The sequence below is a fragment of the [Clostridium] fimetarium genome (assembly GCF_900111235.1).
Taxonomy (GTDB): domain Bacteria; phylum Bacillota; class Clostridia; order Lachnospirales; family Lachnospiraceae; genus Clostridium_N; species Clostridium_N fimetarium.
Genome location: NZ_FOJI01000005.1, coordinates 173401 through 195606 on the forward strand (window position 1 = coordinate 173401; position 22206 = coordinate 195606).

Below are 22206 nucleotides of genomic sequence, written 5' to 3' on the forward strand. Positions count from 1 at the left end.
TAGATGGGAGTTTATATGAATAATGATGCGGATGTGATAATAATCGGAGCAGGTGGGGGTGGCGCTGTTGTTGCGAAAGAACTGGCAGAGAAGGGGATAAAAGTATTGCTGATTGAGGCGGGCCCTTGGTATGGGAATAAAAAATGGCCTAATCCAAATTCTGAACCCGGTGCTGTAAGTGGGTCTAGTTATGATGATTTGAGTATTGATATATTGAAGAAAAGTTTTACAGATTTAGAAGATGATATGAATGATTCTATGTCTGGTAAATTCCGTTGGGGACCGGCTAATAGAGAGCTAAGTCCATGGCCTAGGAGTATTGCTGGAAGAGGTTTTACCTGGCAAAATTCTGGCGTAGGAGGAAGCACACTTCATTATTTCGGGAATTGTCCTCGTGCTTATCCACAAGCAGTAGATAACATTTGGCCGATACCATATGAAGAACTGATTCCATACTATGAAAAAGTGGAGACGACGCTACCAGTTTGGCCAGCACCGGCTACTGCAAAAGAAGACTTATTCTATTACGGAGCGAAAAAAGCTGGTTGGAAACGCTTAGAAACTCCAAATGTAACGAGCCCTGGATATCGACCACAGCCGAATGCAATTTTACGTCCCAATCCCCGATTAAATGATCCTGATTTTGATTTGGAAAATAACAAATCCGTTGGTTGTACATTAAGAGGACATTGTGTGAATGGATGTAATATGGGGCCAACGATAGAAGGAGTAGCAAAAAGATCAACATTTGTGAGCTATGTACCACGTGCGCTTCGATCAGGAAATATTGAAGTTCGGCCCAATACATTTGTTACGAAGATTTTGACAAAAGATGATGAGCAGGAAGGGGATTCTCAACAAAATGCGCTAAAAGAAATTAATAATAGAGAAGGGTTACATGCTATTGGTGTATTATATAGAGACACTTGGACAGGAGAAACAGGAGAATTAAGAGCGAAAGTAGTAGTAATGGCAGCCGGTGGAATAGAAACACCTCGTCTATGGTTAAATTCTCAATTACCTGAAAATGAGTGGGTTGGAAAAGGATTGGTTAATCACTGGTTTGATTGTGTAGCAGGTATTTTTGATGAAAAACAGTTGATTGATATTTTGGGGGTATCTGATATAAAACCATATGTTGGTCAGAATGCTGCGGCTAGATTTGATTACCCAGGGCTTGGTGTTGTTGAGATATTTGGTTTAAGTCCTGGATTATATTCTTCAATGATTTACGGAACTAGTGATAAAGGTTATAATTTCTTGAATAAATCGAAAGAAAAAGAGCCATGGGATATTGAAGGCCTAGTGGTAGGAGAACAACTCAAAGAATTTATGATAGATTATCCAAGAACATTAAGTATTTTAATATTTACAGATGATGAGATAAATCAAAAAAACGGAGTCACATTGGACCACGAACTCAAAGATGAGAATGGTTTCATTCCAGTCATTCGCTGTGAACCAAGTGATAAAGACAAAGAAAAAAGAGATAAACTAGCTAGCATTGCTTCAGAAATTTTAAGGAAAGCAGGTGCAAAAACAATTATTCGTTCTAACTGGCCACCTAATATATATATACACATTCAAAGTACAATGCGAATGGGATATGTAACGGATACAAATTGTGAAGCAAAACAAGTAAAACGGCTATATATCGCAGATAATAGTGTGCTATATAATGGGTTGGGTGGACCGAATCCAACACTTACAACCCAGGCGCTAGCAACGCGTACAGCAGAAAAAATTATTGAAAAGTACTTCGGACCACGTTGATTTAATTATTTATTACAGTTATAATGAATTAAAATAATACATATTACAAGCGACATATAAAAACTGAAAAATAATCTAAAAGAGGAATACAGATAAATGAAAAAATTGACAATAGTATTGTTGATTGTAATAAGTCTTATTACATTAGCAGCTTGCTCAAACAAAAATGAAAGAGGTACAACTTCAAATGCTGCTACTCAAAATCAAGTTAGCACTTTAGCAGAAGAGGCCTCCAATAATAACAATAATGAAATTCAACTGGATAAAGTTACCGCTAATGTAGCGGTCGAAGTGAATGAAGCAGTCGAAGTGAATGAAGCGGTTAAAGTGAATGAAGCGGTCGTATCAACTGTGATTTCAGAGGCTCGTTTAATAGTCATAGATCCAGGCCATCAATTAAGAGGAAACAATAATCAGGAGCCAGTAGGTCCAGGAGCAACAGGAACGAAAGCAAAGGTAACTGGAGGAACATCCGGATGCGTTACTGGCTTAAGCGAATATGAACTAAATCTACAGGTCTCATTGAAATTAAAAAAAGAACTTGAAAGCAGAGGCTATCAAGTTCTTATGACACGTATGAGTAATGATGTAGATATTAGCAATAGAGAAAGGGCCATTCTTGCAAATGAAGCAAATGCAGCTGCATTTATAAGAATTCATGCAAATGGTTCAGAAACTAGTAGTATTAATGGAGCTTTGACTATCTGCCAGACATCTTCAAATCCATATAATGCTGCAATTTACAGTAATAGCAAAGCTTTGTCTGTATGTGTTTTAGAGAGTTTCACATTGTCGACAGGAGCTGCTAGGCAATCTGTCTGGGAAACTGATACCATGAGTGGTATAAACTGGTCACAAGTCCCATCCACAATTATTGAAATGGGCTTCATGACCAATCCAAGAGAAGATGCACTCATGGCGTCAGATGATTATCAAAATAAAATGGTAATAGGAATTGCAAATGGAATTGATTGTTATTTCACACAATAATATTTATTTGTTATTTTGTACAATAATATTTAATTGCCTTCCCAACGAACGCAGCAGTTCCTTCTCCACCGGCATGATCAATGTTTTCTGCAAATCGGCTATCGCCAGTATACATTTGGCCAAGACCTGAAAGAATTTCATTTGTACAATTATAGAAATTAGCTGTTATCGTATTTTGCAGGGCTTTCACCTGATTTTGCGCTGATTCAGACTCGGGTGACTCTTCTAGCAACATTCCAAATCCAACGAAATTCTGCATAAGCAAGGTAGTAGCATTTCCGAAATCCTCCTTTGAATCATTCTTTGATTTTGATTCAAACTCTTTATAGGCCTCTGTTTGGCCCCAACTTGCTTTCGCTTCTGCGGCGTATTCATCAATTTTTGATGTATCAAATGCTTTAAAATCCAATTTTTTTACCCCAATCATTTTTATTTCAAGAGCAAGGTCTATCAAGTTATCTAGGTGTTCCTTTTTTAACTGAAGAAGCTTTATTTGTTGCTCCAATGCTTTGTTTTTATCAAAACTTGAACAGTCTAGAATTTCTTTGATTTCTTTTAATGGAAATTCCAATTCGCGGAATAATAAAATATGTTGTAAACGTTCTAGCGTTGTATCGTCATACAGTCGATAGTTGGATGCTGTTACATCACAAGGATGCAACAAGCCTATCTGGTCATAATAGTGTAGTGTGCGCACACTTACACCTGTTCGTTTGCTTACTTCATTTACCGTTAACATATTCCTTACCTCCTCTTGTTAATTGTATTATAAACTATTACGTAACGTAAGAGTCAATTGTTTTTTTAAAATAAAATCAAAAAGTAATATTAAGGCCCACGCTTTCATATACAAGCGCGGGCCAAACTCATTTATAAGTTGATTTTATATAATCGAATGCTTCGTTATTATCTTCACACCTATAAATTAGAAATTTTATTGGACTTAAATATTTTAGCTATTACAATAAACATTTACATAAATATTGCATTTCCCATCACTATAGACAGGTTTCTTTTTCGACATACATTTAAAGTCATTGTCGCTACGGTCGCTGTCGCTACGGTCGCTACGGTCGCTGTCGCTACGGTCGCTGTCGCTGAAGTCACTGTCACTGAAGTCGCTGTCGCTGAAGTCACTGTCGCTGAAATCATTATCTTTTTTGCATTTATTACAATAGATATTTATTGAAACATTACATCCACAGTCATTTTTTTTTGAATGTTTTTCCCAATCACAGCTCCAATCCCAATCATCTTCGCAGAGGTCGTCATCAGAAGTGGACCTTTTTTTACTACTACTTAAGTTAAACATAATATAAAGCTCCTTATTAATTAGTATAATATATTTTATGTCATAATCAGAATGGTGTTACAAAATAAGTTCTATTGTCGAAATTTATAATCAAATTAAATATTTTTAGGATTTATGGTTATAATATTACATTATTACCTTGCACAAGTCTGAAATAAGAGGGAGATTTATTATGAAGAATAAAGATATAATAAGCCAAGCATATAAAATTAGTGATAAATATAATGTGATATTAAAAGGAAATATAAAAATCTGTGGAAATGTAAATTGTATATTATTTGCACATTATTGTAAGAGTACTTTATTTTACAAAGATTTTTTCCATGTTTCTAGTTCTATTTTTCGAGTGAATAAAATTGCAAATAAAAATTTAAAAGAAATAAAAAAACTTCTAGTACGAAATGGATATAAGAAAGTATGGAGCAAAGGTGTTTTCTCTTTTTATGGTGATTTACGACCATTAGCTGTAGAAGCAGGATTTGGAAAGTGGTCAGAAAGTGGGATCATTTCAAATGAAAAATACGGTACAGATTTTATGATTACAGCCATTTTCTATCAATGATTCAAATTATAATTCATTTACAAAAAGATAATTGGTCTAGTAACGCTACTAGGCCAATTATCTTTTTTAGGTTAATAGTAAATGAATTAAATGTGTATTATCTATCTTTTTTTAATTAACTTAGAAATATCATCTTGCAAAGCAATCAGAGCCGGAAGTAGTATCGGCAGAAAAACAAAGCATAATGTTACGAGACCTACAATTACTGCAATGGCTAATTCAATTAAAAGGTATAATCCTGATGGCATTAGTGTGGCAAATGTTCCACCTAATATGATTCCGGCGGATATTACTACGCCACCTACATTTTTTGATGCAAGGATAATTGCTTCCTTTGGAGACAGCTCAGGATACTCCTTATAACGCATCAATAGGAAAATACTATAATCAACACCAAGCGATATAATTATAATGAAGACGAAAAACGGTATATAGGAAGATGTACCTTCGAGTTTAAATATATTTTGTACGACAAAGTTAGTTACATTCATTCCAATATAATAAGCACCAAGTAAGGCACCAATTATATAAGTTGGAATCCAAAAGGATCTGATGATTAGAAGAAGTACAAGGAAAACACATATAAGTATAATCACTTTTGTTCTATTCAAATCACTGGTTAATATTCGATTCATATCATTGGTGACAGAGCTTGGGCCTGTAGTTCCCAACCTTGAATATGACAGAACAGTTCCATTCAGTACATCAGGTAATGTATCATTTATGGTTTGAATCGTATTTGCTGCATCCATTGAATATGGATCATTATTCAAAATGACTGTTAACTTTGTTGTTTTCCTGTCACTCGACATGTAAGTATCTAAAGATTTTTTGAAATCGATGCTAGTTAAGGCTTCTTTTGGGATGAAAAATGTCTTAGAGCTTGTTAATTGTGACATAAATGCACTTGTTTTTCCAAGGCCATCGGATATATCACTAAGTCCATTACTACTTTGGTCAATACCACCTTTTAACTGACCCATTCCACTGGAAAGCGTAGTCAAGCCGTCATAAAGTTGTTGTTGACCATCTTTTATTTTTCCGACACCAGATTTCATAGCTTCCATATTTGCAATTATTTCTTTTTGCCCGGCACTGGTCGCATTTAGTCCATCAGAAAGAGCGGTAGCTCCATTTTCAAGTTGATCTAGTCCACTCACTATTTGCGATTGTGCTTGAACAAGCTGATTTAGGCCATCGTTTGCACGCTGGAAATTTAAATTTAAAGAATCATAGTTTTCGCCTAATACTTTTAATCCTCCATTTAACTGAGCCAAACCGGTTTCAAGAGAAGAACCTGTAAGCTTAAGTGCTAAGTATTGCTCATCCGTGGCTAATTGATCTGAATATTTTCCACCTAATGCTTCAATCAGCTGATTCATACCTCCAATACTTTGTTGTATGGTAATCAGTTGCGGTTCAATGCCCTTATAGCCTTCCCTTAATTGAGCGTATCCTCCTTGAAGCCCAGATAAACCGCTGGAAATAATTGAAATATTATTATTAATCGTACTAAGACCTGTTTTTAATTGTCCGATACCATCACTGATATTAGCAGCACCGCCTGCACCTTGAATCATTCCGCTATCAATTTGATTTAGGCCATTAGTCATACTTCCAAGACCATTTTGTATATCACCGGTTCCTTTTACCAAGTCATTTACGCTCGAGAAATCTGGTGTAGTTAAGTTCTTACTGATGGTATTCAAACCATCATGGATTTTTCCAACTCCATCTTTCGTTGCGTTGAGTCCATCAGTAACTGTCTTTGTTTGATCACTGATATAGAATGCGTCAATTGGTTCACTAGTTGGTTGCGTTGCGCTAGAAACTTGTTTGACTCCATCTATACTTTTGAGCCTTTCTGTAAGTTGGTCTATCACTGCCATAGACTCATTATTATCCAAAGCATTAATGCTTTCAATAGCAACAGTAGTTGGCATAGCTTGACCTCTGCTGAAATGATCACCTACAATATTAAATCCAACAGCAGCCTGTGATGAATCACCCATTTCCTTCAGTGAGTCGAACGTTATTTTTTGCGTATTAAAGTAAATAGAAGGGATAATGATCGCCAATAGTATTAGGGTTGAAATGACAGGGTGGCGAACTGAAAAAGTAGTAGTTGTTTCCCATAACTTGCTCTCCTTATGTCCAGAAGTATTTTTAGAAGGCCAAAATAATCGCTTTCCTAAGGTCTTCATTATAAATGGAGTAAAGGTTAGAATCTCTAGCAATAAAATTGCAGTTCCGATCGCAACAACAGTTCCTGATTGGTATATTCCATACTCTGCAAAGCTTAAGCTAAGAAATGCAATAAATACGGTAAGTATGCTGAAAAATATAGTCTTACCAGCTGTTTTGTAAGTAATAGCAATGGCTTCATCAATAGAATAACCGTGGCTTAATTCTTCTTTAAATCGATTAAAGAGCAGTATATTATAATCGGTTCCAATACCAAATAAAATCAGAATCAGCAGCATTTGTGTAAGGCTGGTTATAGGGAAGTTAAGCTTATCAATCAGTTGTGCCGCAATTCCCATAGAACACATATAGGATACCCCTACGGCTAAGAGAGAAACGATTGGAGTGACAATGGAGCGAAACATGAGCATGAGTATCACTAGAATAAATATAACCGTAATAATAGCGCTCTTGGCTACTCCTGATTCTGTTGTTTTTAAATAATCATTTGTTATAAAATCTTCTCCAGTGAGGTAGTAAGTCACCTTTACATCGGTTAGCTTACTATCTATTAGATTTTTGATATCATCTACTTCTCGCCCTTTTTTGTCAAGGTTAAAAGGAATCATTAAAGTTGTCTCATCACTAGACAAGATTGAACTCTTTGCTTCAGGTATGTTGAAAGGATCGACAATATTATCCATACCAAGTTCAGCCTTGTCAGCTTGAATTGTTTTCAATCCATTTTCAATTTGCGTCATATCATCATTTGTCAGTTTATTCTCGTTAAAAAAAACGATGATATTGTTTTTTCCAGTTGCTGTGCTCATATTGTTTAGAATAGAAGCTCCTATTTTTGAGGGACTGTCAGCACTGACATCACCTTGCCCTCTTAGTCTTAGTATTGCATTAATATCAGGTTGAAAAACCGTAAGTAGAACTGCCGCGATAATCCATACACCAAAGATTACCCAACGCATTTTTAATATTATTTTCATATAAATCTCCTATATAACTATTTTATTTTTAAAAAAAAGTATAACTACACTTGCTTAGTAGTTTGTCACCGCCTTTCAATAAATGTAATGTGAATTTTTATATAATTAGGTGTCTTTAAAATTACCACATATAAATAAGTGAACATTCGTTCATTTTTAAAGTCACGTAAATTCATTGATAAAACATTTTTGATATAATGGTATAATATATTGCAGTAATGAACATTGGTTCATTATTACAATCAAAAAAAAAGAAAATGTTAGAAAATTAAATTCGTTGATCAATATCTGTGAAAAATATATTGATTAATTGGTCAATAAGAAAGCTGATCTCAACACCATCATCGTAATTTTTCAAAATGGTATAAACACCTTCAATTAAAGTTGTGGAAAGTACATAAGTAATGAAAGTATCTTTAACTACAATGTTTTTTTCTTTCAATTGAGGTAAAAGTTGTTCTTTTAGAATGTTGTCTGTCAACAATACCATATGCTCTTTGATATTTTCATACTTTGAACCTTTGCTTTTATCTAGAAGAATTAAAAGTTCTGAACTGTTCTCCTTGAAGATATCCAAAATTTGAACCTTGATATCCATTATTTCACCAATCGGATTGGAGCAGGAATCAGTTGACTTCTGAAGATTCAATACATTCCTGAATAGTTTATTATAAACGGGTTCAATTATCGTATCAAATAACTGTTCTTTATTATTAAAGTATCTATACATGCTACCTGTTGAAATTCCAGCGTTATGGGTAATATTTCTTATGGAAGCATCAAGAAAGCCTTTGTCTTTGAATTCTTGAAAGGCTGCTTTTAGTATTCTTTCTTTTACATCTTCTTTTAGATATTGCATGAATGAACCTCCGTTCACTTTTGACTTGTATTATAGCTCATAATAATATAAATGTAAACATTAGGAATTATCTTCGTTGTAATTTTCATATTGTGCGGTAAAATAGTTTATCTTACAAGCAACTTTTTGCAAATGTATTTGCATCTCCTGAATTTGTTCTTCAACATTTCTTTTATGTTCTATCAGCAGATCACATCGTTTTTTTAGCGTTTCGTTGCCTTGTAAGCTCAACTCAACAAAATCCTTTATCTGTTTAATTGACATTCCAGTATTTTTAAGGCAACAAATCAGCCCAATCCATTCCAAATCATATTCCGAATACCGACGTATTCCACTTTCACTCCTACTTACGGAAGGTAGCAAGCCCTCTTTTTCATAATAACGTAAAACATATGGCTTTAAATTCGTTTTTTCCGATACTTGTTTTATAGAATAATTCAAAATTTTCTCCTTAATTAAATGTTATTATTGACTTAAAGTTGACGTTAAGGTTTATAATAAATAGTATACATTATGCTAAAATGTAAATCAAGATATATCTAGGGATAATTATTCGATAAAAATTTTTGTGTTTTTAATCTAGGTATCTGCAAATAATGCGAATTACTTTCGCAAAGCAGAGAAGGAGCAATAATGAAATCAATAACAGATTGTTATGAATTACAAAATGGAGTGAAAATTCCATGTGTGGGTTTCGGTACATGGCAGACGCCTAATGGAGAAATTGCAGTATCTTCGGTAAAGGAAGCTATAGCGCTAGGATATCGTCACATTGATACAGCTGCCGGATATGGTAACGAAGAAAGTGTCGGCATTGCTGTAAAGCAAAGCGGTATCAAAAGGGGAGAACTTTTTATAACGAGTAAACTAAATAATCCAGATCATGGTTATGTGAATACGTTAGCAGCTTTTGAACAAACTATGAAAAATCTAGATATGGATTATCTTGATTTATATCTTATTCACTGGCCAAATCCTATCAAATACAGAGATGTATGGCAAGAAACCAATGCAGGATCATGGAAGGCAATGGAGGAATTGTATGCGGCCGGGCGCATTCGTGCTATTGGAATTAGTAATTTCTGCGAACGTCATATAGAAGAGCTTATGAAGACAGCAAAAATCGCACCAATGGTTAATCAAATAAGACTTTGCCCAGGAGATACACAAGATGAGATAACTACTTATTGTAAATCTAAAAATATTTTACTAGAAGCATATAGTCCACTTGGAACGGGTAAGATATTTGAAGTGGAGGAATTGAAAGTGCTTGCAGACAAGTACGGGAAGTCGATTGCTCAGATTTGTATCCGTTGGAGCTTACAGATGGGATTCTTACCTTTGCCTAAGTCAGTAACAGCATCCCGTATTAAGGAAAACACCAATATTTTTGATTTTGAGCTTTCAGCACAAGATGTGCAGGCAATTTCAAATTTAAAAGGTTGCTGTGGAACTGCTACCAATCCTGATACAAAAACATTTTAATAGAAATTAACATATATGTGTAAAAATAATATAGGAGCGTAATGTGCATGAAAAAAGTAGTGATAACAGGCGTAAGCGGACGGCTAGGCCCCTACGTAGTAGAACATTTTGTGGAGATGGGATATGATGTTTTGGGAGTTGATATAACCAAACCAAAGCAAACCTTATCAAAATTTATGACGGTTAATCTAATGAATATTGGAGAATGCTATGGTGCACTGGCCGGTGCGGATGCCGTTGTTCACCTTGCAGCAATTCCTGTAGCATACAGTCATCCTAACGAGGTGACCTTTCAAAATAATGTGATGACCACATATAATATCCTTGAGGCGGCAGCAGGACTAGGTATCAAGAAAGCTGTGATTGCGTCAAGTGAATCTTCCTACGGAATCGTGTTTACCAAGCAAAATATGGAACCTCAATACGTTCCGATGGATGAAGATCATCCACAGCGTCCGGAGGATTGCTATGGATTGTCTAAAATCGTAGCGGAGAAAACCGCAGAAATGATAAATCACAGATGTGGTATGCAGATTGTCTCGTTACGTATCGGTAATATTATTGCTACTGATATGTATAAAAATTTTCCTGGATTTATTCGCGAGTCAAATAAACGCCGCAATATCTTATGGAGTTATGTAGATGCACGAGATATTGCAGTTGCGTGCAGATTGGCTATTGAAACAGAAGGGCTTGGATATATTGCACTCAATCTATCGGCAGACGATACAAGTATGGATATTAAAAGCAGTGAACTAATGAAAGCAGAATTTCCAGAAGTAAAAGACATTCGCGTACCGCTTGACAATTATCACACTTTGCTTAGCAATGAAAAAGCTAAGAAAGTACTTAATTGGCAACCCATTCATAGTTGGCGTGATAATATATCAAATATCTAAGTTTGCAAAGTAGATTTAATATTTTAGAGGAACCTAGTAGAATATAAAATGACATGACAAAGCTTTTGGTGCTAAATAGAAAAGGAGAAATTATGAATAATTGGAAATTTGCAATTGATATGGAATTAGATGGAGAAAAATACTATAGAGAACAAGCAAATATCAATAAAGACAATGGTCTGAATGTGGTATGTCTTATGCTTGCTGAGGATGAAAAAAAGCATGCTCAGATTCTAACGGATAAGATGAATGAAAAGTCTTTTCAGTTAATAGAATCAGATACTCTTTTAAAGGCTAAAAACATATTTGAAGGTATTGGAAATATAAAAACTGAGGGTAAAGAAATTTCTAGTCAACTCGATTTCTATAGAATAGCGACAGAGAAAGAAAAACAAAGTATTGATCTTTATAAGGAATATTTAGCGAAAGCTACTGCAAATGAAGAAAAAGAGTTGTTTGAATATTTGATTGAGCAAGAAAAGCATCACTATGAAGTCCTTGATAACATCGCTTCATTACTCTTAAAACCAGAAGAATGGGTTGAAAATGCTGAATTTGGTATTCGAAAAGAGTACTAATATTCATTAATCAAAAAGATCAATTATTCGTTACAGGATAATTGGTCTTTTTTAATCTGTTTATTTAATAGTGAAATCTTATTAATAAGGTTCAAAAATACATGCTAAAAAATTTTGAAAAAAATTGTTGACCAGATTCATAATCTAGATGATAATATTAAGAAATAGAAAATTGTTTTAAAGCTAGTTATCATTTTAAAATCTTCATAAATGGAAATAGAGCATATTAATAATTCAAAAAGGATGGTCATTTATGTTAGATGATTACAGCAACATAGAGTTGCTTGATGAGATGTTTGAAGGAGTTTACTTCGTTGATTTAAACAGGGTAATTACCTTTTGGAATAAAGGAGCAGAGGAAATCACGGGTTTTTCAGCCGAAGAAGTGATCGGTAAAAATTGCTACGATAATATTTTAGAACATGTAGATCAGAGTGGTAAACAATTATGTATTACTGGTTGTCCACTTCATCAAACGACCCAAGATGGAATTATTAGAAAAGCGAACATATTTCTACGCCATAAAGCTGGGCACCGTGTTCCTGTTTCAATAAAGACAATTCCGCTATATAAAGACGAGAAAATAATAGGATCTGCTGAATTTATGGTAATTACTCCATTATTAGTTAATATAGAAGATGAGGCTGAAAAATATAAAAGTCTTGCTTTGAAGGATCATTTAACGGGACTCCCAAATAGAAGATACACTGAGACTTATCTTGATTTGAAAATGAAGGAATATAAAACTTTTAATATACCGTTTGGGATAGCTTTTATAGATGTTGACCATTTTAAAGTGGTAAATGATACTTACGGTCATGATGTTGGGGATGAAGTCCTTAAAATGCTTGCTAGAACCTATGTTAATTCAACGAGAGGTAACGATTTGATTGGGCGTTGGGGTGGCGAGGAATTTTTAGCAGTATTTACAAATTGTCAGGAAAAAGTATTATTTAGTTTGGTTAATAAAATTAGAATGTTAGTTGAAAGTTCAAGATTAATAGTGAGTGATACAGAGCTAAGGGTAACGATTTCAATCGGCGCGACTATGGTTAAACCAGACGATACTATAGAATCCATGATAAAAAGAGCCGATTCTTTAATGTATAAAAGCAAAGAGGATGGAAGAAATAGATGTACAGTAGAATAATAAAAATTTATCTAATAAAAAATGATTAAACTATGAAAGGAAAAGTTGAATATGAATTATAGAGTGAATCCGAAAAACAATGATAAATTATCTATACTTGGCTTTGGTTGTATGAGGTTTACAAAAGATGAGAAAGAATTGGAAAAGCAGATAATTTATGCAATAGAAAATGGGGTCAATTATTTTGATACAGCATATATTTATCCAAATAGCGAAGTCGCTTTAGGACGAGTTCTTGCAAAAGGATATCGTGATCGCGTTAAAATAGCCACCAAAATGCCTCCATACTTAATAAAAAAATACGAAGATTTTGATAAAATTTTTAATGTAGAATTAGGACGTTTGCAAACGACCTATATTGATTATTATTTAATACATATGGTTACAGATGTTAATATTTGGAATAGACTTGTTGAATTAGGCGTTTTAGACTGGATAAAAGAAAAGAAAGAAAATGGACAGATTATTAATATTGGATTTTCTTACCATGGTGGTAAGGATGAATTTATCAAGATCGTAGATGTCTATGAGTGGGAATTTTGCTTGATACAGTATAATTATCTTGACGAGAATAAACAAGCTGGAAAAAGCGGATTACAGTACGCCGCATCAAAAGGGTTGCCCGTTATGATAATGGAGCCACTGCGAGGTGGGAAGTTAGTTACGAATCTGCCAAAAGAAGTTTATAAAGTATGGGAAAATGCATATGTGAAACGTTCGCCAGCTGAATGGTCATTTCGTTGGATTTGGAATCATCCGGAAGTTACAGTTGTATTGTCAGGGATGAATTCGCAGGAGATGGTAGAAGAAAATATTAGAGTGGCATCGCAAGCTGAGGCAAATACATTTACAGAAGATGATTTTGAATTGTTTACGCAAGTGCGAACTATTTTAGATGAAAAAATAAAAATCCCATGTACAGGATGTAATTATTGCATGCCATGCCCTCACGGTGTAGATATACCAACTTGTTTTTCTTGCTACAATGATAGAGAAATTGAAGGTAAAATGTCTGCTTTTGGTAAATATATTATGCAAACTAGCATAATAAGCAAACCTCACAATGCTTCACTTTGTACAAAATGCGGATTATGTGAAAAACATTGTCCACAAAACATTGCAATTAGAGACGAGTTATCCAACGTATCAAAAGCGATGGAAAAGTTTTACTATAAACCTTTGAAGTTTTTAATTAAAAAGTTCATGAGATTATAAATAAATGTTAATAAATATATCCCCTTTGAGATGTTTTCAGAGGGGATGTCTTTGTTAGAAAAGGTCAGGAAACAGTCGAGGGGAGACAGCCAAAATCATAAGAAAAAAATTTAGTGCAACATTATTAGTGTGGCATTCGTAATACATAGTAGGAGGGAAAAATAAAAGATTTATTGGAAATATAGTTGCAGAATCAGTTTTCTAAAACTCCAATGAAAATTATAGAATATGGTATGTTTGTCCTATTATATTTTATTCGATTTTATTAAGATTAGAAATAATAAAGTTCCTGAATAGGGCGCCTTTTACTTTATGGTGTGACGACGGGGAGCATAAGTTATAATTTTACAATCAAATTTACTTTTAAATGTAAAGAACTTGTTGTATAATATGAGTTAGATATATTTTTAACATTATTTTGGACTTGATTATTAATTAAAAAAGGGAGAAATATTATGCTATATAAGTTTTTCTATTAGCTTACGTGACTGAATTGATATTTCGAGAGGGAAATTAAATGAATAAAACGAACAAAAAAAGTAAGACAAATAAAATAAAATATATAGTTATTGTTGCTGTCCTATTATCGATTGCAATCGGGGCGTTATTCATATACAAAAAATCACCTTTAATTAGCACTGCTATTGAAAATTCTACAAAAGCAAGAGCAACTGAAGTAGCGACAGAATCACACATATTGGCAGTGACATTGAACCAGGCATCTTATGAAGAAGAGATTGGGGATACATTTGATATATCTGGAATAGATATGGAGATTACTGCAGATGGTACTACGTTAGTAGAATTTGTAGATGGTTCTGCATCAAAAGAATATGATAGCATCGGAGAAAAAATAGAGCTGGTAATGATTACAGATAATTATCATAATTCTAAGACAGTAGCAGTAACAATAATTGTCAAAGATACGCAAGCTCCTGTAATAAGTGGAGTTACAGATTGTAGAATTACAGAAGGGCACAAGTTTAACGCCCTTGGAGGGGTAGCGGCGATAGATAATGCGGATGGAGATGTAAGTAATACATTAGTATGTTCTGCGTATGATACTGATATTGTAGGGACTCAAAGCTTAACGATTACAGCGGTAGATAAAAGTGAAAATACATCTAGCATCGATTTTGAATTGGAAGTATTAGCTAAACCCGTTTTAGCGGTTGAGACGGTTCCAATTCTAGAGAAAACCTATTTAAGTGTATACAAAAACGTAATACCATATGATGGTAAATTGCGCTCTATAACCTGTTGGGGTGATAGCTTAACAAGAGGTCATGGAGCTGACAATAGTATTGTAGTAGGTGGAATCAGTGGAGCGACAGAGACAACTACACTCGCAAAACTAACTGGAAATACAGTTTATAATATGGGTGTTAATGGAGAGGACAGTAGGACTATTGCATCCAGACAAGGTGGCATGGAAATGTATGTGAATAACATTACAATTCCAGCTAGCGGAAGTGTGTCATTTACTAAAATAGTATGTGAAGATGGTAATGTAATAGATGTTGCTAGAACCGACAATAATGCGGAAAAAGAATGCTTTAATGCTTGTACAATTGGTGGAATAACTGGAAAGCTTTCTTATGATGGTGACACATATCTATATACTTTTAAAAGAGCAGTAGATGGAGCAGAACTGGTAATTGTTACTAACACAGCAATTATAACACCAACATCAATTGCTAGAAGAGATGATATACTGGTTCTTGAAATGGGTAATAATAACGGATGGGAAGAAGGATTTGGAGATGATAGGTCTCCATCCTATGATGTATTAATTGCACAGTATGATGCAATGATTGAATATAGTACATGTAAATATTTTATTATTGTTGGTGATACGGATGGATCACAAGAAGAGAGAAACTCTTGGGATGTCGCATTAAAACAAGCTTATGGTGATCATTATATTAATATGAGAGAGTACTTAGTAACGAATGGGTTAGCAGACTGTGGACTAGTAGCGACATCTGCAGATTTAGAAATGTCGCAATTGGGAGAAGTACCAGATTCGTTAAAATCAGATTGGTCACATTTGAATTCATATGGATATTATTCAAAAGGGAAAGCGATATATGCAAAAGGTGTTCAACTAGGATATTGGAAGTAACCAATCAAATTTATGTTAAAAATGTTTCTTGGTAATAATAGAATGATATATACAAAGGGACTATGTGATTGAGCATAGTCCCTTTTACTTGAGCTAATAATTGTAATTAATTATATGTGGGTATATAATTTAGAGAATAAATTTAGTCGCAATTAATTGATATTAGGAGAATTTACAAAGAAAAGAGTAGTATATACGCAAGGGGGATTACTATGGCAAGGCGGTTAAAGGAATATATAAAATATATGGACAAACAGTTGAGTAAAGAAATGTCAAAAGAGGAGAAAAGAATATACAAAGATGACCTTCTAATTCAAATTGGATTTTTTCAGCATGAGCGACTTATTCACCTCATTGTTACAATCACCTTTGCAATATTATCCATGATGTCAATTTTTTGCAGCTTTTCATACCAGAAGGTAGGTTTGTATGTTTTAATTCTACTACTTTTGTCTCTTTTAATTCCTTACATAAAGCATTACTACGTTTTAGAAAATGGCGTGCAAAAATTGTACGTATATTATGATCGATTAAAGAAGGAATAAAATAGGTGTGAGTTTTTAAATTGTATAAGTGATTAAGTTACGGATAATAATACAAATGCTGATATAATGATAATTAGAAGACAATAAATTATAAATTTTTTATAAAATAATTTCAATCTATAAAAAATTAATTTTCTTAAGAATTTAGGAGGAACAATAAGATGTTTGGATTTTTGAAAAGCGATAAAGACAAAGCCATAAATGTAAATGATATGGATAATTTGATAGGAAAAGTGGAACTGGTCGATATTAGAGAGCCTTATGAGTTTAAAGGTGGAAGCATAAGGACAGCCAAGAATATTCCTATGGGTAATCTTTTAAATGAACCTAACAAATATTTAAACAAAGAGAAAGCATACTATATTATGTGTCAATCAGGTGGAAGAAGTGGAAGAACTTGTAGAGCACTTTTAAAACAAGGATATAATGTAATAAATGTTTCAGGCGGAATGGGTTCATATGTAGGAACGAAGAGAAAGTAGATAAAGTAGATAAAGAGGCAGGCCCATTTGGGCCTGCTTCTTTATCTACATTTTGTGGATATATTAATTTCTAAGATATTTTATAATTTCAGTACCTGCAAGTGCACCTTCATATACTGCTTTCGATATCTGCAATAATCCACCAGTACAGTCACCAGCAGCATATAGGCCAGGAATGTTAGTAGCCATTGTTTCATCTGTTACAATTTTATTGTTTTCTATTCTTGCTCCCAGTTTTTTAGCAAGATCAACACTTCCTGCTACTCCTATGGCAATAAATAAGCCAGAAATACTAAGCGAACTTCCGTCTATGAAGTTGATTCCTTCAAGTACCTCATCTCCGGAAAGGGATTCGATTTTATTTGTATTTAGTTTGATGAGATCTGGAATAAAAGTAGTTGGTTCCTTACCATTTGTTACAATCGTAACAGAATTGGAGGTTGGAAGTAAATCAAGTGCTTCGTGAATCGCATATTCTCCATTGCCTAAAACTGCTACATCTTTTCCTCTATAAAAAAATGCATCGCATACAGCACAGTAACTAACTCCGTGGCCCTCGAATTCCTTCAGACCTTTTATTGATGGAGTTGTTCGAGAAGAACCAGTAGCAATTACGATGCTATCAGCAAGATATTCATTTTCTTTTGTTAATACAGCTAGTTTGTCGTTATAGGAGATACCAACAACTTCTTCAGTTAACATTTTCGCACCAAGTCTTTTGGCTTGAACAATTCCATTTTGTATAAGGTCCTTGCCAGAAATTGGTTGCTCAAACCCATAGTAATTTTCTATTTCAGAAGCTTTTCCTAAAGAACCAGAATCTTTTCCTATGATTGTAGTATCTATTCCGGCTCTAGTTGTATATAAAGCTGTAGAGATTCCGGCTGGACCATTTCCAATGATAATTACATTTGACATTTTAATTTCCGCCTTTCCTATATATAAGTGTTATCTTAATATGCAGTATTTGTTTCCGTTTATATTGTAAATTATAACAAGGGTTATCATATTGGTCAATATCAATATTATATACATGACATTATATACACGATTCAATCTCAATATTATATATACGATTCAATCTCAATATTATATACACGATTGAATTTCATTATTATATATAAGTTTAAATAGTTAATCGCAGCAATCGCAGTAAGAATGGAAATAAGAACTATATAATGCTATAATAAAATTGGTTTTATATAAAATACAAATAATTTTTGCAAATGGCGATGTAATAGATAAATTTCGTTAAGAATATGATAGAAAAACATTTAATATTAAGAGGAAATATATACTAGGAGGTTACTAATGAGTATAGGATATGCATGTATTGCTATTGGACTAAAGGGTGCAGATCAAAAAAGTTGCATCACAAAAAATGCGAGTGAAGCGAAACTGAATGAACTGATTGAACATAATTTAAATGTTCTTGAAGTCATGATTGATTATAATATTAAAAATAATATCAAGTTATTTAGAATCAGCTCTGACATAATACCATTTGGATCAAGTCCAGTGAATAATCTTAAATGGTGGGAGATATTTGAAAGCATCTTTCAAAGAATTGGAAGTAAAATAAAAAAAGCTAGTATGAGAGTGTCAATGCATCCTGGGCAATATACAGTCTTGAATTCTTTAAATGAAGATGTTGTGAATAGAGCAATCCTGGATTTAGAATATAGTGCACGCGTACTTGACAGCCTTGAATTAAGTGCCAAACATAAGATTATTTTGCATATTGGCGGGGTCTATCAAGACAAGGAACAGGCCATTCAAAGGTTTTGTGAAAATTATAATCTTTTAAATGAAGCGGTCAAACGAAGACTTGTAATTGAAAATGATGACAGAAGTTATAATATTTCTGATGTCTTTCAGATAGGCATAAATATGAAGATACCAGTTGTTTTCGATAACCTTCATAATAAAGTGAATCCATATGATAGTAATCTTGATGAGGTATATTGGATAAATGAGTGTAAAAAAACATGGAAAGAAGTTGATGGCGTACCAAAGATTCATTATTCACAGCAGGCGCAGGATAAGAGAGTCGGTTCTCATTCCGGTACAATTAGGATCAATGAATTCATCGAATTTTATAATCAAATTGATTATGATAACATCGACATCATGTTGGAAGTGAAAGATAAAAATCTTTCAGCAGTCAAATGTATCAACTGTACATCCACTGAAAGAAAAATTAAAACACTTGAGTTAGAATGGAGCAGGTATAAGTATAAGGTGCTTGAATGTTCACAAGAACATTATTTGATGATAAGAAAACTATTGATAAATAAAGCTGATTATCCGGCAATTGCATTTTATAATATTATCGAGGATGCATTGCAAAAAGACATTAATAGTGAAAATTCAGTAAATGCGGCACAGCACGTTTGGGGGTATTTCAAAAACAAGGTAACAGAAGCAGAAAAACGATCATGCTTAAAAAGTATAGAGCTTTTAAAAAAAGGAGAAATATCTTCAAAGTCCACAAAAAATATTTTGTGGAGACTGACTGTGAAATATGATGAAAAATATCTTCTAGATTCTTATTATTTTGATTTGTAAATTGCTAAAATTAATTTTATATAAATTCATGAACTATAGATAAGTTAAAATTATTACTACAGCAAGTGCTTCGGTATAATAAATCATTAGAAGCAAATACTAAATAAGGCTTCAAAGAACAAAAATATAAGGAAATGAACATGAAAATATATATGGAAAAAATACAAGAAATAATACAAGAAATAATACAAGGAATAATACAAGAAAAGTGATTAACAAGGAATACAAGAAAAGGAGACTCCATGATAGAAAAAAAAGCAATCATAGAAGCAGGATGGAATTTTGATAACAGTTATGCTCGTTTGCCAAAATCGTTTTTTACAAGACAATCTCCTGCCCCTGTAGGCACACCGAAGCTTGTTATTCTCAACCATGAATTGGCGATATCGCTGGGATTGGATGAACAGGCGCTTCAAAGTAAGGATGCGGTAGCAATTTTTGCGGGGAATCAGATTCCTGAAGGGGCGCTGCCAATTGCGCAAGCTTACGCAGGGCATCAATTCGGCCATTTTACTATGCTAGGTGACGGCCGGGCGATTCTTTTAGGGGAACAAATTACGCCACTTGGTGAGCGTTTTGATATTCAACTCAAGGGTTCTGGTAGAACGCCATACTCTCGCGGAGGCGATGGAAGAGCGGCAATTGGACCTATGCTTCGCGAATACATCATTAGCGAAGCAATGCATGCGATGGGAATTGCAACTACACGTAGCTTAGCAGTTGTGACCACGGGTGAGTCAATTATTCGTGAAAAAGAACAGCCTGGTGCAATCCTTACCAGAGTGGCAAAAAGCCATGTGCGCGTTGGAACGTTTCAATATGTTTCCCAGTGGGGAACCGTTGAGGATTTGAGGATTTTAGCTGATTACACATTGCAAAGACATTTCCCTGTAGTTAATGATGTTGAAAATCGTTATCTTTACTTACTTCAAGAAGTCATCAAGCGTCAGGCCATCTTGATTGCAAAATGGCAATTAGTTGGATTTATTCATGGAGTGATGAACACTGATAACATGGCCATTAGTGGGGAAACCATTGATTATGGACCTTGCGCTTTTATGGATGCTTATGACCCAGCAACCGTATTTAGCTCTATTGACACGAAAGGCCGCTATTCATATGGGAATCAGCCGCAAATGGCCGCTTGGAATTTAGCTAGATTTGCCGAAACGCTAGTACCTATATTACATGCCAACCAGGATAAAGCTGTTGAAATTGCGCAAAATGCGATTACAGAGTTTGCGGACTTGTATCATAGTAATTGGATAGCAGGAATGAGAGCAAAATTGGGGATATTTAACGAAGAGCCAGACGATGAAGCGCTTATTCAAGACCTATTAAGTATAATGCAAGAGTATCATGCAGATTACACCAATACCTTTCGAGCATTAACAGTTGATAAACTAAAAGATTCTAGCATGTTTAAAACGGCGGAATTTGAACAGTGGTATGTACAGTGGCAGGTAAGACTTAGCAGGCAGCAGGAAACGATAGATGCCGCCCACGAGTTGATGCGAAGTTGCAACCCTACGATAATTCCTCGCAACCATCGGGTAGAAGAATCACTAGAATCCGCAGAAAATAAGAAAGATTATAGCTTGATGAATCGGCTTCTAGATGTTATTTCGAAGCCTTATGCATATTTTCCAGAACAAAATGATTACTATACACTTCCTGAACAATCAACTCAACCTTATCGAACCTATTGTGGAACATAAATTCAAAAAAAGTATTTCAACTATAAAATTGATGAAGAGTATTATTTCATTTGGTATTTATAATGATATAGCATAGATATCTATGCTATATCATTATAAAAATATTGGTAAAAAGATAAATCTTGACGTTTTGTGTAGATAATGTATGTTACACTAGATACATGTATAATAGATAAACATTTTTTAAATAGAAACACATATAAATATATGAGCTTGGACGGTGATGAAAATCAAGAAATTACCCAATATTATTACTATGATGAGAATTGTCTTTTCACCGATATTATTATTTATAAATCCATTAACTCCTCTATTTTTATTGATCTATGTTATTTGCGGTTTAAGTGATGCGTTGGATGGATATCTTGCCAGAAGAAGTGGAGCAACAAGCCATTTTGGAGCAACACTTGACAGTATTGCAGATACTATATTTTTTGTCATAATATTGGTGGTATTTATACCACGGGTTAAAATCCCATCGGAAATAGCTGTTTGGATATTAGGAATTGCGTTAATTCGTTTGGTATCACTGGCTATAGGCTTTTATAAATATCACGGATTTGCATTTCTACATACATATGCGAACAAAATAACTGGACTAGTATTATTTTGTTTTCCATTGCTATATTTTTGCACAGGGATAATAATTACTTCTTGGTTTATATGCATCTGTGCAAGTATCTGTGCAATTGAAGAATTATTAATTAATTTAATATCAAAAAAATTGGCGCTAGATATTAAAAGTATATTTCATAGAAATTAA

General features: G+C 34.0%; 20 protein-coding genes. 14 read left to right on the forward strand and 6 right to left on the reverse strand.

Going from position 1 to position 22206, the window contains the following annotated elements; all coding sequences use genetic code 11:
* Positions 1 to 15: 15 nt before the first annotated feature.
* Complete coding sequence (locus tag BMY18_RS08220) at positions 16 to 1773, forward strand: GMC family oxidoreductase N-terminal domain-containing protein (protein WP_092452657.1); 1758 nt, start codon at positions 16 to 18, stop codon at positions 1771 to 1773.
* Positions 1774 to 1869: 96 nt separating this feature from the next.
* Positions 1870 to 2763: an N-acetylmuramoyl-L-alanine amidase family protein gene (locus BMY18_RS08225; RefSeq protein ID WP_092452659.1), complete on the forward strand. Its 894-nt coding sequence runs from the start codon at positions 1870 to 1872 to the stop codon at positions 2761 to 2763.
* A gap of 10 nt (positions 2764 to 2773) precedes the next feature.
* On the opposite strand, the gene BMY18_RS08230 is transcribed toward BMY18_RS08225, so the two are convergent.
* Positions 2774 to 3502, reverse strand: a complete 729-nt coding sequence (locus BMY18_RS08230; RefSeq protein WP_092452662.1) for a MerR family transcriptional regulator — start codon at positions 3500 to 3502, stop codon at positions 2774 to 2776.
* Between the two features lie 233 nt (positions 3503 to 3735).
* Positions 3736 to 3915: a hypothetical protein gene (locus BMY18_RS20735; protein WP_139197244.1), complete on the reverse strand. Its 180-nt coding sequence runs from the start codon at positions 3913 to 3915 to the stop codon at positions 3736 to 3738.
* Between the two features lie 332 nt (positions 3916 to 4247).
* Between BMY18_RS20735 and BMY18_RS08240 the strand changes: the two genes are divergently transcribed.
* Entirely contained in the window at positions 4248 to 4637 is a 390-nt protein-coding gene (locus BMY18_RS08240; RefSeq protein WP_092452668.1) for a hypothetical protein, read from the forward strand.
* 101 nt (positions 4638 to 4738) lie between these two features.
* Here the strand turns inward: BMY18_RS08240 and BMY18_RS08245 are convergent, their stop codons facing one another.
* The 3 genes from BMY18_RS08245 to BMY18_RS08255 all read right to left on the reverse strand — a co-directional run bounded on the left by BMY18_RS08245 (position 4739) and on the right by BMY18_RS08255 (position 9119).
* Entirely contained in the window at positions 4739 to 7819 is a 3081-nt protein-coding gene (locus BMY18_RS08245) for an MMPL family transporter (RefSeq protein WP_092452671.1), read from the reverse strand.
* A gap of 268 nt (positions 7820 to 8087) precedes the next feature.
* Positions 8088 to 8678 carry a TetR/AcrR family transcriptional regulator gene (locus BMY18_RS08250; protein WP_092452674.1) on the reverse strand — a complete coding sequence of 197 codons (591 nt, stop codon included), beginning with the start codon at positions 8676 to 8678 and terminating at the stop codon, positions 8088 to 8090.
* A gap of 60 nt (positions 8679 to 8738) precedes the next feature.
* Positions 8739 to 9119, reverse strand: a complete 381-nt coding sequence (locus BMY18_RS08255) for a MerR family transcriptional regulator (RefSeq protein ID WP_092452677.1) — start codon at positions 9117 to 9119, stop codon at positions 8739 to 8741.
* 192 nt (positions 9120 to 9311) lie between these two features.
* Here BMY18_RS08255 and BMY18_RS08260 point away from each other — a divergent pair, with 192 nt between their 5' ends.
* From BMY18_RS08260 to BMY18_RS08295, 8 genes are all read left to right on the forward strand, one after another.
* The gene (locus BMY18_RS08260) at positions 9312 to 10163 is read left to right on the forward strand and encodes an aldo/keto reductase (RefSeq protein ID WP_092452680.1); all 852 of its coding nucleotides are present in this window, start codon (positions 9312 to 9314) and stop codon (positions 10161 to 10163) included.
* 47 nt (positions 10164 to 10210) lie between these two features.
* On the forward strand, positions 10211 to 11062 hold the full coding sequence (locus BMY18_RS08265; RefSeq protein ID WP_092452684.1) for an NAD-dependent epimerase/dehydratase family protein: 852 nt from the start codon (positions 10211 to 10213) through the stop codon (positions 11060 to 11062).
* Positions 11063 to 11154: 92 nt separating this feature from the next.
* Positions 11155 to 11640 carry a ferritin-like domain-containing protein gene (locus BMY18_RS08270; protein ID WP_092452688.1) on the forward strand — a complete coding sequence of 162 codons (486 nt, stop codon included), beginning with the start codon at positions 11155 to 11157 and terminating at the stop codon, positions 11638 to 11640.
* A gap of 253 nt (positions 11641 to 11893) precedes the next feature.
* Positions 11894 to 12790, forward strand: a complete 897-nt coding sequence (locus BMY18_RS08275) for a diguanylate cyclase (protein WP_092452691.1) — start codon at positions 11894 to 11896, stop codon at positions 12788 to 12790.
* 51 nt (positions 12791 to 12841) lie between these two features.
* Positions 12842 to 14005 (forward strand): aldo/keto reductase, encoded by a 1164-nt coding sequence (locus tag BMY18_RS08280; protein WP_092452694.1) that lies wholly within the window; start codon positions 12842 to 12844, stop codon positions 14003 to 14005.
* 517 nt (positions 14006 to 14522) lie between these two features.
* A complete protein-coding gene (locus tag BMY18_RS21390) occupies positions 14523 to 16130 on the forward strand; it encodes a hypothetical protein (RefSeq protein ID WP_242940995.1) in 1608 nt (535 codons plus the stop codon).
* A gap of 212 nt (positions 16131 to 16342) precedes the next feature.
* Positions 16343 to 16675 carry a hypothetical protein gene (locus BMY18_RS08290; protein WP_092452697.1) on the forward strand — a complete coding sequence of 111 codons (333 nt, stop codon included), beginning with the start codon at positions 16343 to 16345 and terminating at the stop codon, positions 16673 to 16675.
* Between the two features lie 161 nt (positions 16676 to 16836).
* Positions 16837 to 17157: a rhodanese-like domain-containing protein gene (locus BMY18_RS08295; RefSeq protein ID WP_092452700.1), complete on the forward strand. Its 321-nt coding sequence runs from the start codon at positions 16837 to 16839 to the stop codon at positions 17155 to 17157.
* A 63-nt stretch (positions 17158 to 17220) separates the two neighbouring features.
* Here BMY18_RS08295 and BMY18_RS08300 read toward each other — a convergent pair whose 3' ends face one another.
* Complete coding sequence (locus BMY18_RS08300) at positions 17221 to 18075, reverse strand: NAD(P)/FAD-dependent oxidoreductase (protein WP_092452703.1); 855 nt, start codon at positions 18073 to 18075, stop codon at positions 17221 to 17223.
* A 393-nt stretch (positions 18076 to 18468) separates the two neighbouring features.
* Here BMY18_RS08300 and uvsE point away from each other — a divergent pair, with 393 nt between their 5' ends.
* From uvsE to BMY18_RS08315, 3 genes are all read left to right on the forward strand, one after another.
* Positions 18469 to 19725 carry a UV DNA damage repair endonuclease UvsE gene (gene uvsE, locus BMY18_RS08305; RefSeq protein ID WP_092452706.1) on the forward strand — a complete coding sequence of 419 codons (1257 nt, stop codon included), beginning with the start codon at positions 18469 to 18471 and terminating at the stop codon, positions 19723 to 19725.
* 242 nt (positions 19726 to 19967) lie between these two features.
* Positions 19968 to 21443 (forward strand): protein adenylyltransferase SelO, encoded by a 1476-nt coding sequence (locus tag BMY18_RS08310; protein ID WP_092452709.1) that lies wholly within the window; start codon positions 19968 to 19970, stop codon positions 21441 to 21443.
* Between the two features lie 223 nt (positions 21444 to 21666).
* Positions 21667 to 22206, forward strand: a complete 540-nt coding sequence (locus BMY18_RS08315) for a CDP-alcohol phosphatidyltransferase family protein (protein ID WP_330385963.1) — start codon at positions 21667 to 21669, stop codon at positions 22204 to 22206.